The sequence below is a fragment of the Stenotrophomonas sp. GW821-FHT01H02A genome (genome assembly GCF_059422145.1).
The window spans coordinates 75,146-86,481 of record NZ_JBWKWI010000002.1 but is presented as its reverse complement, the minus strand read 5'-3'; the positions used below and the strand labels follow the sequence as shown (position 1 = coordinate 86,481).

The following is an 11,336-nucleotide window of genomic DNA, read 5'->3' as shown; positions in this document are numbered from 1 at the left end:
AAGACGAGCCCGCCTACCGTGCCAAAGACCTTCCATCGAACCGACCGTGTTTCCGCCCAGATCCGCCGTGAACTGGGAACACTCGTGCACAACGCAGTGCGTGAACACGGCCTGCCTTCGGTGAGCGTCTCCGACGTGGAAATCACCCGCGACATGGCGCATGCCAAGATCTTCGTCACGGCGCTGATGCCCGAACGTTCGGTGGAAGCGATGAAGGGCCTGAAGGAACTGGCCTGGGGCCTGCGCATGGAGCTGGCGCGTGCGATGAAGCTGCGCCACGTGCCCGAGCTGCACTTCCACTACGATGATTCGGTGGATCGCGGCGAGCGCATCGACAACATCCTGCGCGATCTGCCCGATACGCTGGCGGCAGAGAAGAGCCGGCAGGGCGATGACGACGGTGGCGACGATGCCGCCGACGAAGGCGAAAAGAACGCCTGATGGACCAACAGCCCGAAAGGGCTGTTGTCTTATGGGGCGGGGCCTGTCGCAGTGCGACCGCTCCGCCGGAGGCCGGATTGACCGGCAGCGCCACACGGCGCCGATCTGAATTGAATGCATGGCACCCCGAATTTCGTTCCGTCGCCTGGATGGCATCCTGCTGCTCGACAAGCCGACCGGCATGAGCTCCAACGCCGCCCTGCAGGTGGCACGCCGTCTGTACCGCGCCGAGAAGGGCGGCCACACCGGCAGCCTGGACCCGCTGGCCACCGGCCTGTTGCCATTGTGTTTTGGCGAAGCCACCAAGATCGCCGGCCTGCTGCTGGGCTCGGCCAAGGCCTACGACGCCGAGGTGGTGCTGGGCCAGACCACCGATACCGATGATTCCGATGGCGCCGTGCTGCGCGAGCGGCCGGTACCGGCGATCAGCGCGGCTGAACTCGAGGCGGCGCTGGCACCGCTGCGCGGCCGCATCCGCCAGCGCGCCCCGATCTACTCCGCGCTCAAGCAGGGAGGTGAGCCGCTGTACCTGAAGGCCCGCCGCGGCGAGGCGATCGAGGCGCCCGAGCGCGACGTGGAGGTCCACGCCCTGGAGGTGCTGGACCAGCAGCCGACCCGTCTGTCGCTGCGGGTGACCTGCGGTTCAGGCACGTATATCCGCAGCCTGGCCCGCGATCTCGGCGAAACGCTGGGCTGTGGCGCCCACATCGCCGGCCTGCGCCGGTTGTGGGTGGATCCCTTCCGCGAGGCGCCGATGGTCACCCTGGAGACCCTGCGCGCCCTGGCCGGGCAGGGCGACGAGGCCGGCATGGAGGCCCTGCTGCTGCCGCTGGACGCGGGCCTGGCGCATTACCCCCGGGTCACCCTGGACGACGAGCAGACCCGCCGCTTCCGCGTGGGCCAGCGCATCCGCGATGCTGGCTGGCCGCAGGGTGGGGTGGTGGTGTTCGGCCCGGGCGAGGCGATCCAGGGCCTGGGCCAGGTCGATGAGACCGGTCTGCTGGCCCCGCAGCGCCTGTTCAACCTCTGACCGACCCGGCCGGGCACTACCCCGGTCCTTGTCCCGGACGGCCGCTGACGTTACAATTTCGCGGCCTTTTCAGGCGTCCCGCGTTCTGCGGGTTCATCCTTTCGTTAACGGCGAGTCGCGCGGTACGTCAATGGGACGTTTCTGCGGGCCACGCATCCAAGAGAAAACAGATATGTCGATCGACACCCAGAAGGTCATTGAAGAGAACAAGCGCAGCGCGGCTGACACCGGCTCCCCGGAAGTCCAGGTCGCTCTGCTGACCGCCCGCATCGAACTGCTGACCGGCCACTTCAAGACCCACAAGAAGGATCACCACAGCCGTCGTGGTCTGCTGCAGATGGTCAACCGTCGCCGCAGCCTGCTCGACTACCTGAAGAAGAAAGACGCCCCGCGTTACAAGGCCCTGATCGAAAAGCTCGGCCTGCGTCGCTAAGCACGAACCCCCACCGCGGCGCAGGAATGCGCCGCGGTTTTGTTTTGGTCGTACCGCAATAAACGCCTGGGCCGGACAACCGGTCACCCGTCGGCGGCAAGGGTCGCCCGCGGTCCATTCGAAGAAAGCATCATCCAAGGACATCCCCCGTGGCAAAAATCACCAAAACCTTCCAGTACGGCAAGCACACCGTCACGCTTGAGACCGGCGAAATCGCCCGTCAGGCCGGTGGCGCCGTCATCGTCAAGTTCGACGACACCGTGCTGCTGGTCTCCGCCGTTGCCGCCAAGAGCGCGCGTGAGGGCCAGGACTTCTTCCCCCTGACCTGTGACTACCAGGAGAAGTTCTACGCCGGTGGCCGTATCCCGGGTGGCTTCTTCAAGCGCGAAGGCCGCGCGACCGAAAAAGAGACGCTGATTTCGCGCCTGATCGATCGCCCGATCCGTCCGCTGTTCCCGGAAGACTACAAGAACGAAGTTCAGATCATCGCCACGGTGATGTCGCTGAACCCGGACATCGATGGTGACATCGCTGCCCTGATCGGCGCCTCGGCCGCGCTGTCGCTGGCCGGCACCCCGTTCAAGGGTCCGATCGCCGCCGCCAAGGTGGGTTACAAGAACGGTGAGTACATCCTCAACCCGACCGTGACCGAACTGAAGGATTCGGAGCTGGAGCTGGTCGTCGCCGGTACCGCCAACGCCGTGCTGATGGTGGAATCCGAAGCCGCGCTGCTGTCCGAAGACGTGATGCTGGGCGCCGTGACCTTCGGTCACCGCGAAATGCAGAAGGTCATCAACGCGATCAACGAGCTGACCGTGGAAGCCGGCACCAAGCCGTCGACCTGGGAAGCCCCGGCCAAGAACGGCGCCCTGATCAGCGCCCTGCAGGAAGCCATCGGCCCGCGCCTGGGCGAAGCCTTCCAGGTGCGCGACAAGCTGCAGCGCCGTGACGCCATCTCGGCGATCAAGAAGGACGTGACCGAGTCGCTGGCTGGCCGTGTGGCCGCTGACGGCTGGAACCCGGCCGAGCTGTCGAAGGAATTCGGCGAGCTGGAATACAGCACCATGCGCAACTCGGTGCTCGACACCAAGGTCCGCATCGACGGCCGTGCGCTGGACACCGTCCGCCCGATCGCCGTGAAGACCGGCATCCTGCCGCGTACCCACGGTTCCTCGCTGTTCACCCGCGGTGAAACGCAGGCCATCGTGACCATCACCCTGGGCACCGCCCGTGATGGCCAGGTCATCGATGCCGTCGCCGGTGAGTACAAGGAAAACTTCCTGTTCCATTACAACTTCCCCCCCTACTCGGTGGGTGAGACCGGCCGCATGATGGGCCCGAAGCGTCGCGAAATCGGCCACGGCCGCCTCGCCAAGCGCGGCGTGCTGGCAGTGATGCCGTCGCTGGAAGCCTTCCCGTACACCATCCGCGTGGTCTCGGAAATCACCGAATCCAACGGCTCCTCGTCGATGGCCTCGGTCTGCGGTTCGTCGCTGGCCCTGATGGACGCCGGCGTGCCGGTGAAGGCCCCGGTGGCCGGTATCGCCATGGGCCTGGTCAAGGAAGGCGATCGCTTCGTCGTCCTGTCCGACATCCTGGGTGACGAAGATCACCTGGGCGACATGGACTTCAAGGTTGCCGGTACCGCTGAGGGCATCTCCGCCCTGCAGATGGACATCAAGATCGAAGGCATCACCGAAGAGATCATGAAGCAGGCACTGCAGCAGGCCAAGGCTGGCCGTCTGCACATCCTGGGTGAAATGGCCCACGGCCTGACCGCCCCGCGCGAAGAGCTGTCGGACTACGCGCCGCGCCTGCTGACCATCAAGATCCACCCGGACAAGATCCGTGAAGTGATCGGCAAGGGTGGTTCCACCATCCAGGCCATCACCAAGGAAACCGGCACCCAGATCGACATCCAGGATGACGGCACCATCGTCATCGCTTCGGTCAACGCCATCGCTGCGCAGGCTGCCAAGGCCCGCATCGAGCAGATCACCTCGGACGTCGAGCCGGGCCGCATCTACGAAGGCAAGGTCGCCAAGATCATGGACTTCGGTGCGTTCGTCACGATCCTGCCGGGCAAGGACGGTCTGGTCCACGTGTCGCAGATCTCCAGCGAGCGCGTCGAGAAGGTCGGCGACAAGCTGAAGGAAGGCGATGTGGTCAAGGTCAAGGTCCTGGAAGTCGACAAGCAGGGCCGTATCCGCCTGTCGATGAAGGCCGTCGAAGAAGGCGAAGGCGTCGCTGCCGCCGAGTGATCGGCGCACGCTGATCCGTCGTAGGTGCGGACCGTTGGTCCTCACGCTTTCGCAGACAAAAAAAAGCGGGCTTCGGCCCGCTTTTTTTTGTGCCCGCCTGTCGAACCAACGGCGCGGGTTCGCGGTGTCGCGCCCCACCATGCCTGGCCGCCGTTGGGTGGGGCGCATTACGCCAGGTAGTGCGACACCTCGATCAGATTCCGATCCGGATCGCGGAAATACACTGACAGGATCGGCCCGGTGGCCCCGGTCCGCTGGATCGGTCCTTCTTCGACGGTCACGCCCTGTGCCTGCAGGTGCGCCAGGATCTCGTGCATGGTCGCGTAGGTGATCAGGCACAGATCAGCCGAGCCGGGTGTCGGCCGTTCCGCCTTGGGGTCGAATTCGTTGCCGTGCGCATGCAGGTTGATCTTCTGCAGGCCGAAGCGCAGCGCCTTGCGCCCCTCGCCGAAGGTATCCACCTCCATGCCCAGTACACGATGGTAGAAATCACAGGTCGCGGCGACATCCGCCACGGTCAGGACCAGATGGTCCAATCGGTCGATATGCAGGTCGGTCATCGGTATCACGCAGCAGACAGTCAGAACCGCTGAACTGTAAAACCGGCGACGCAAGGCGGAGGTGAATGCCTGGCGCCGTCAGCGTGCATGCGGGCTGCGCAGCAGGACCGGACAGGCCGCGTGGCGGTCCACGGCAGGCGGCGACCTCCAGTGACACCTCCGTGGCGTGTTGCCGCCCGCGCTGCGCGGCCTGCGGACTGCCGCGACGCCTGCGCAGGTCAGCGTTGAATGTCCGCCGGACGGATTCGCAGGACATCCGGGTGGAAAGCGCGCACGCCCGGCATCGCACTGCTAACGTGGCCTCGCCTTCGATCCGGGAGATCCCATGTTCCGTCCTGCCGTCGCTGTCCTCGCCGTCCTGATCGCCAGCGTGATGCCCCACGCCGCTTCCGCCGCCGAGCCGTTGCCCAAGGTGATCGGCGCGTACTACCCCGGCGGCTCCGCCGATCGCTACCCGGTGGAAAACATTCCGGCCGACACGCTGACCCATCTGTTCTATGCGTTCGCCACCATCGACCAGGGGCAGTGCGTGGTCGCACCGCAGGCCGACGCGCATTTCAAGGCATTGGCCACGCTCAAGCGGGCACATCCGACGCTGCACACGCTGATCTCGATCGGCGGCTGGAACGCGGGAGGCTTCTCCGATGCGGCGCTGACCGCGGAAAGCCGGCAGCGCTTCGTGTCCTCCTGCGTGGCGATGTTCTTCGAGCGCCATCGCGGCAGCTTCGACGGCGTGGACATCGATTGGGAATTCCCGGTGTACGGCGGCCCGACCGAGATCACCGACCGCCCGGAAGACCGGCGCAACATGACCCTGCTGGTGCAGGAGTTCCGCCGCCAGCTCGATGCGCTGGACAGGGCCGACGGGCAGCACCGGCTGGTCACTGCTGCATTGCCGGCCGGCCGCGTGCAGACCGATGGTCCGTACGATCCGGCGCGCAGCTATGAACTCAAGGAGCTCGGCCGCGCGCTCGATTTCATCAATCTGATGAGCTACGACATGGGCACCGGCTTCTCGGCGGTGTCCACCTTCAACGCGCCGCTGCACGCGGTGCCGGAAGATCCGCTGGCACCGGAACTGAAGCGCTGGAACAGCGTGGCCGGTGCGGTCGCCTACTACGAGCAGCACGGGGTGCCGAAAGACAAGCTGGTGTTGGGGGTGCCGTTCTACGGCCGCGGCTTCAAGCTGCAGAGCGATGCCAGCCAGGGGCTCTACCAGCGTTACAGTGCGCCGCATCCGGCCGGCGACTGGCGGCAGATCCAGGCCGGCATGCTCGGCCAGCCCGGCTGGGAGCGGCATTGGCACCCCGTCGCGCAGACCCCGTGGTTGTACAACGCCACCGAGAAGGTTTTCGTCAGCTATGAGGATCCCAGCTCGATCGGCCTGCGCGCGGGCTTCGCAAAGGACAGTGGCCTGCGCGGCGTCTTCATGTGGGAGCTGACCGGTGACGATGCGCAGGGCAGCCTGCTCAAGGCAATGGTGGCGCCGTTCCAGGGCGCTGCCAGGTAACCCCGCAGGAGGGGGCGCCGCGACGCACGCGTGCCCTATGCTTGCAGGCATGGAGACCGTCCGCCTGCTGGATCTGCACATCGACCGCACTGCCCAGCAGGTGCGGCGAGGGGATGAGGTATTGCCGGTCGGCGGGCTGAGTTGGCGGCTGCTGGACTGCCTGCTCGCCCATGGCAACGCCGTCGTCGATTTCGACACGCTCGCCGATCAGGTCTGGGCACCGGCGGTGGTCGGCGAGGATGCGATCAGCCAGCGGGTGAAGCTGCTCCGGCTGGCGCTGGGCGATGACGGCCGCCGGCCGCGCTACCTCCGCTCGGTCCGTGGCCGTGGCTACCAGTTGTGCGCCTCGCCGCAGCCGGTGACGCGCGAGACCATCGCCCACGCCAGCACGGAGGGTGCCCTCGTCGCACTCGGCGGGCGCGCACGCGCACGGTGGGTCTGGCTGATGACCGGGGTAGCCATCGCCGCTGCGGCCGTCGGGTTCATCCTGGTCCGTCCCGCTGTCGCACCAGCGTCGCCAGCGGATGCGGTGCTGCAGCGTGCCGCCTATTACGCGGGTATCGGCCAGGCCAGCAACAACGAGCGTGCGATGGCGTTGTACCGCCAGGCGTTGCAGATCGACCCCGAATCGTTGACGGCACGGCGTGGACTTGCGCGCGCGCTGGCGGCGGATGCCTGCCTGTTCAATGGCGCCCGCGAGCGCGCGCAGGAAGCGCTCGCGCTGGCCAGCTAGGTCGTGCGCGCGGCACCGGACGATGCCGCAGGCTGGGCGGCGCGCGGTTACGCCCATGATTGCCTCGGTGCGATGCCGCAGGCCATGGCCGATTACCAGCAAGCCCTGCAGCGGGACCCTGGTGATGAGCGCACCCGCGCCTCGCTGGCGTATCTGCATCAGGAACGGGGCCACCTTGCGCGGGCACTGCAGGACAACCTGTCGCTGCGGGCGCCGGCGCGTGTCCGCTTCCGCGACGTGCAGGTCGCACGTGAACTGGAGCTGCTCGGCTTCACCGATGCCGCAGCGCGCCGGCACGCCCACAACTTCCAGCTCTATCCGGACAATGTATTCGCCAACATCGCCTGGCCGCACAGCCTGCTGGCGATGGGGGAGGCGGGCAAGGCGCAGCAGGCACTGGATCAGGCGCTGGCGCGCGGCACGCCGCATCCGCGATTGCTGCGCCTGCAAGGCGAAATGCTGCTGTTGAAAGGCGATCGACACGGCGCTGCAGAAGCTTTCGAGCGTAGCCGCGCCCTGCGTCCGCAGCAGTCGATGGGGCAGACGCTGGCTGGCCTGTATGGCGACGAAGCCGCCACACCGGCCTGGATCGCCGGGCGCCTGCAGGCACTGAAGCGCCAAGGCGACGACGGCTGGTCCGACACCGCACTGGAACGTGCGTTGTTGCTGCAGGCGCAGGGTGATGACGCCGCGGCGCTTGTCGCCCTGCAGCACGCGGTGAAGGGCGGCTTCCGCGATGCGGCGTGGTTGCGTGCGACCCCCTTGTTTGCGCCTCTGCAGGGTGCGGCTGGCTGGCAGGGGCTACTCGACACGATCGAGGCGGACGTATCTGCCCAGCGCGCCCAGGTGCTGGCCGCCGCGTGGCGGCCAACAGACCTTGATGGCCTCAGCGCAGCGCCGGGAGCAGGAACTCGGTGAGGATGCGGCGCGACTGCGGATGGGCGAAGCTGCGGTTGTAGGCCTGGCTGGTGATCACCGCGACCAGCTTCTTCCCCGGCATCACGAACACGTAGTTGCCGCCGTTGCCGGACATGGTCCAGATCGTGGTTTCATGCCCATCGACCGGAAGTTTCAGCCCCCACCACTGATAGCCGTAGTCGCTGCCATCACCGGTGGTGGCCTGGGCGCTGACCATCGCCCGGACATAGCTGGCCGGGATCAGCTGCTTGCCCTGCCAGCGTCCCCCGGCCAGCACCAGTTCGCCCAGCCGGGCGAGGTCCCGGCTGCGGTAGCGCGTCCCGCCGCCGCCCATGCCGATGCCTTCCGGGGAGCGGTTCCATCTGCTCGTCGTGATCCCCAGCGGTCGTTCCAGCGCCTGCGCGGCGTAGTCGGCCAAGGGCCGCTTCGTGGCTTGTTCCAGTACCGCGCCGAGCACGAAGGAATTGGCCGTGCAGTACGCATGCGCACGACCATGCGGGCTGTCTTCCGGTCGCGTCATCCACGGTGCGAAGCCCTTGACCGGCAACGACAGCACGAAGTCCAGCCAGTGCTCGGTCACGTACATGCGTTCCTCGTGGCCGGCCGAGAACGCGTTTTCGTCATCGCATTCCCACAGCGTGCTCATGGTGAGCAGGTCTTCCACGGTGGTGGTGCGCAGCCGTGGGTCGACCGCGTGGTGGGCGGTGAATGCCGGGAAGTAGTCGTACACACGGGCCTGCACGCCGGGCAGGGAACCGTCGCCGGTGGCGGCACCGACCAGCATCGCGGTGACGCTCTTGCTCGCCGAGCGCACGTCATTGAGGGTGTCGGCCGTGCCGCCATTGAAGTAGCCCTCGTACGCCACCTGGCCGTCCACCAGCAGCAGGACGCTGGTGACCTGTTTGATGTCCTGGGTGGCGATCGCCGACTCCAGCGCGGTGATCCGCGCTGCGTCCAGGTGGGTGGGCCCGGCCAGTGCGGTCGGTGGCAGGACAACCGCCAGGGCGAAGATCAGCGCGGCGGAAAAACGGGGGCAGCAGTGGTGCATGGGTAAGGCTCCTCGAGACGAGGGCCGACTACGCCATGGGGCGGTCTGAAGTGCTGGAAACGCGACTGAAGAATTCTGAAGGCCTGCCAGCGCAGGCCGCCCGAGCGATCAGCGCGGTGCACTCCAGACGCTGTTCGGATCGCCATGCCGCGCCCGGCGCAGGCTCGCACGCGCCAGGGTGGCAAAACCAAAGGCCAGTGCCAGCGCCACCGCGTCCACCCAGAACAGCGGCCAGTAGCCGCGTGCCGCGCTCGCCCACGGCCAGAAGCCGGTCAGGGCGCCATGCATCACCGCGACCAGCGCGGTGCTGATCGCGGCCGCCCACAGCAGCTCACGGGCCGCCTGGTCGGGGCGACGCAGCGCCGCCCACAGGGCGCAGACGCCCCAAGTGACGAAACAGATCCAGCGGATGCCGTGGTCCACCGCCTGCGGCGCGACCTGCTCCAGGACCTGTGCGCCGACGAAGCTGGCCGAGATCGCTACGCACAACCCGATGCAGATGCCCACCGTGGCGCGGGCCATGTTGACCTGCGCGCGACCCTGTTCGACCTGGCGTCGCTTGCGCCGCGATTCGATCCACAGCAGGTTGCCGGAGTAGAACAGGAAGGCGCCGCCCAGGCCGAGCAGGAAGTACAGCCACACCACCACGCCATTGCCGAATTCACCGAAATGCAGCGCATAGGCGGCACTCAGGGTGGCGTGGTTGGCATCGCGCTGGCCGGGCAGCTGGCTGCTCAGCAGGCGGCCGCTGGCCGCATCCAGGCCGACCGCGCCGAGCGGCCCCAGGGTGCCCCCGGATTCGCCGGTGATCTCGATGGTGGCGTTGGCATCGCCGGCATGGGCGAGCTTGAGGAAGGCCGGCTCGAAATCGGCCACGCCCTGCGCCCGGGCCACCTCGATGGCGCGGGCATGCAGCATGCGCAGGTTGGTTTCATCGCCTGGCTGGCCGCTGGGCTCGCGTACCGGCGCGGTGTCCATCGCTGCCGGCACCGCCTGCAGCAGCTTGCCGTCGAAGATCAGCGGATTCAGCGCCGCCATCTGCAGGAAGATCAGGCAGAGCAGTGCGCCGGTCACCGCGAACATCAGGTGGAAGGGCAGGCTGAGTACGCCGATCACGTTGTGCGCGTCCTGCCACATCTGCTTGAGGTTGCGGCCCGGGCGCAGCGCGAACAGATCGCCCAGCAGTTTGGGCAGGTGGATGACCAGCCCGCTGAGCAGGGCCACGCCATACAGCAGGCTGACGATGCCCATCAGGTAGGTGCCCGCGACCGGCAGGCCGAGGCTGTAATGCAGTTCGTTGACCAGCTCCGCCAGCCCGGTCTGCGGCGGCGTGACACTGCCGTCGTAATGGTCCAGCCACGCGTACAGCCAGGTGCCCTTGGCATCCTGCCAATACGCGATCGGCTGCGGGTGATCGCCACCGGGGAAGGTCATGCCGACGTGGGCGCGCGCGGCCGGGTGGCGTTCGAGCACGCCATCGAGCAGGCGTTGCGCGTCGTCCAGGCTCGCGGCCGGCGTGTCCACCGCATGCGGGGTCTGCCACAGCGGCAGATCGTGGTGGAACAGGGTCAGCGCGCCGGCGTAGAACGCGACGAACAGCGCGAAGCCGGCGACCAGGCCGACCCAGGTGTGCAGGGTGGTGAAGGTACGCAGGGTCTGGGAACTGAACTTCATCGCATCGCTCTCATTGCACCGCGCCGGTCAGGCGCAGCAGCCACAGCAGGCCGAACCCGGCCACGGCGGCGGCACTCATCACGGCCCACGCCCGCAGCCCGGTGCGGAAGCTGAAGGCCCAGATCGCGGCCAGCATCCACAGCGGGATGAACGCGATCAGGCTGGGTACCAGCGCATTCTGCCACGGCCCCGGCGGCAGCCAGGCGATCAGCCCGGTCGCCGCGGCGGCCACGAAGAACCCCGCCAGGACGCCGGCGCCGGCCCGTGCCCACATCAGCGGGTCACCTGCGCCGGGCGGTGCCAGGCGGCGAGCAGGGGCAGTGCGATCGCCACCAGCATCCAGCTGCACAGCATCACCACCACGCCGGTGGCGATACCCAGATTGGCGATCCACAGCCAGAGCGCCGCCACCGCAGCGACCAGGCTGATCTGCCGGCCCAGGCGGCCGGCCCGGCGCAGGCGCGGCCAGCGGCAGTGCGGCGAGGCGGCATACAGCGCCAGCGCCGAGAACGCCGAGCCGGCCAGCGCTAGGCTGCAGAAGCCAAGCGAGGTCAGGGCGACCGTGATCATCGGGTGGCCGCCAGCGCACGCGGCAGGGCGCGGCAGGCCGGGAGGGAAGCGGGGCAGGGCATGGGGGGAATCCAATCGGCAACCCTGTCCTGGTCAGGACAGTAACCCGCGCATGGTAATCATTGCCGTTTATGGGCGCCACACGTACACATTCAGGC

General features: G+C 67.4%; 12 protein-coding genes. 7 read left to right on the top strand and 5 right to left on the bottom strand.

All coding sequences use genetic code 11. The features are described 5' to 3' along the window. Positions 1-18 precede the first annotated feature (18 nt). The 4 genes from rbfA to pnp all read left to right on the top strand — a co-directional run bounded on the left by rbfA (position 19) and on the right by pnp (position 4,165). Positions 19-441 carry a 30S ribosome-binding factor RbfA gene (gene rbfA, locus AC07WC_RS03780; protein WP_019182692.1) on the top strand — a complete coding sequence of 141 codons (423 nt, stop codon included), beginning with the start codon at positions 19-21 and terminating at the stop codon, positions 439-441. Positions 442-559: 118 nt separating this feature from the next. Beyond that, the gene (truB, locus tag AC07WC_RS03775; protein ID WP_495208833.1) at positions 560-1,471 is read left to right on the top strand and encodes a tRNA pseudouridine(55) synthase TruB; all 912 of its coding nucleotides are present in this window, start codon (positions 560-562) and stop codon (positions 1,469-1,471) included. Positions 1,472-1,643: 172 nt separating this feature from the next. Next, complete coding sequence (gene rpsO / locus AC07WC_RS03770) at positions 1,644-1,904, top strand: 30S ribosomal protein S15 (RefSeq protein WP_019182694.1); 261 nt, start codon at positions 1,644-1,646, stop codon at positions 1,902-1,904. 149 nt (positions 1,905-2,053) lie between these two features. Continuing rightward, positions 2,054-4,165: a polyribonucleotide nucleotidyltransferase gene (pnp, locus tag AC07WC_RS03765; RefSeq protein ID WP_495208832.1), complete on the top strand. Its 2,112-nt coding sequence runs from the start codon at positions 2,054-2,056 to the stop codon at positions 4,163-4,165. A gap of 167 nt (positions 4,166-4,332) precedes the next feature. Here pnp and AC07WC_RS03760 read toward each other — a convergent pair whose 3' ends face one another. After that, positions 4,333-4,716 (bottom strand): VOC family protein, encoded by a 384-nt coding sequence (locus AC07WC_RS03760; RefSeq protein ID WP_495209101.1) that lies wholly within the window; start codon positions 4,714-4,716, stop codon positions 4,333-4,335. Positions 4,717-5,050: 334 nt separating this feature from the next. Between AC07WC_RS03760 and AC07WC_RS03755 the strand changes: the two genes are divergently transcribed. Genes AC07WC_RS03755 through AC07WC_RS03745 form a run of 3 tightly spaced genes read left to right on the top strand, consistent with a single transcriptional unit; the run spans position 5,051 to position 7,886 of the window. Next, the gene (locus AC07WC_RS03755) at positions 5,051-6,235 is read left to right on the top strand and encodes a glycoside hydrolase family 18 protein (protein ID WP_495208831.1); all 1,185 of its coding nucleotides are present in this window, start codon (positions 5,051-5,053) and stop codon (positions 6,233-6,235) included. Positions 6,236-6,284: 49 nt separating this feature from the next. Beyond that, the gene (locus tag AC07WC_RS03750; protein WP_495208830.1) at positions 6,285-6,968 is read left to right on the top strand and encodes a winged helix-turn-helix domain-containing protein; all 684 of its coding nucleotides are present in this window, start codon (positions 6,285-6,287) and stop codon (positions 6,966-6,968) included. A 3-nt stretch (positions 6,969-6,971) separates the two neighbouring features. Beyond that, positions 6,972-7,886, top strand: coding sequence for a tetratricopeptide repeat protein (locus tag AC07WC_RS03745; RefSeq protein WP_495208829.1), 915 nt, complete (start codon positions 6,972-6,974; stop codon positions 7,884-7,886). Here the strand turns inward: AC07WC_RS03745 and AC07WC_RS03740 are convergent. The 4 genes from AC07WC_RS03740 to AC07WC_RS03725 form a co-directional block, all read right to left on the bottom strand. Then, on the bottom strand, positions 7,855-8,934 hold the full coding sequence (locus AC07WC_RS03740) for a serine hydrolase domain-containing protein (protein ID WP_495208828.1): 1,080 nt from the start codon (positions 8,932-8,934) through the stop codon (positions 7,855-7,857). The two genes, AC07WC_RS03745 and AC07WC_RS03740, sit on opposite strands and share 32 nt — an antisense overlap. Positions 8,935-9,042: 108 nt before the next feature. Continuing rightward, positions 9,043-10,608, bottom strand: coding sequence for a PepSY-associated TM helix domain-containing protein (locus tag AC07WC_RS03735; RefSeq protein WP_495208827.1), 1,566 nt, complete (start codon positions 10,606-10,608; stop codon positions 9,043-9,045). Positions 10,609-10,618: 10 nt separating this feature from the next. Further along, positions 10,619-10,882 carry a hypothetical protein gene (locus tag AC07WC_RS03730; protein ID WP_261997096.1) on the bottom strand — a complete coding sequence of 88 codons (264 nt, stop codon included), beginning with the start codon at positions 10,880-10,882 and terminating at the stop codon, positions 10,619-10,621. Next, positions 10,882-11,178, bottom strand: a complete 297-nt coding sequence (locus tag AC07WC_RS03725; protein ID WP_019182702.1) for a hypothetical protein — start codon at positions 11,176-11,178, stop codon at positions 10,882-10,884. The genes AC07WC_RS03730 and AC07WC_RS03725 overlap by 1 nt, the downstream gene beginning before the upstream one ends. Positions 11,179-11,336 lie beyond the last annotated feature (158 nt).

Excerpts from the sequence above, each read along its gene's own strand:
- truB (WP_495208833.1), top strand. The coding sequence starts at position 560 with ATGGCACCCCGAATTTCGTTCCGTCGCCTGGATGGCATCCTGCTGCTC.
- rpsO (WP_019182694.1), top strand. The coding sequence starts at position 1,644 with ATGTCGATCGACACCCAGAAGGTCATTGAAGAGAACAAGCGCAGCGCG.
- AC07WC_RS03755 (WP_495208831.1), top strand. The coding sequence starts at position 5,051 with ATGTTCCGTCCTGCCGTCGCTGTCCTCGCCGTCCTGATCGCCAGCGTG.
- AC07WC_RS03750 (WP_495208830.1), top strand. The coding sequence starts at position 6,285 with ATGGAGACCGTCCGCCTGCTGGATCTGCACATCGACCGCACTGCCCAG.
- AC07WC_RS03740 (WP_495208828.1), bottom strand. The coding sequence starts at position 8,934 with ATGCACCACTGCTGCCCCCGTTTTTCCGCCGCGCTGATCTTCGCCCTG.
- AC07WC_RS03735 (WP_495208827.1), bottom strand. The coding sequence starts at position 10,608 with ATGAAGTTCAGTTCCCAGACCCTGCGTACCTTCACCACCCTGCACACC.
- AC07WC_RS03730 (WP_261997096.1), bottom strand. The coding sequence starts at position 10,882 with ATGTGGGCACGGGCCGGCGCCGGCGTCCTGGCGGGGTTCTTCGTGGCC.
- AC07WC_RS03725 (WP_019182702.1), bottom strand. The coding sequence starts at position 11,178 with ATGATCACGGTCGCCCTGACCTCGCTTGGCTTCTGCAGCCTAGCGCTG.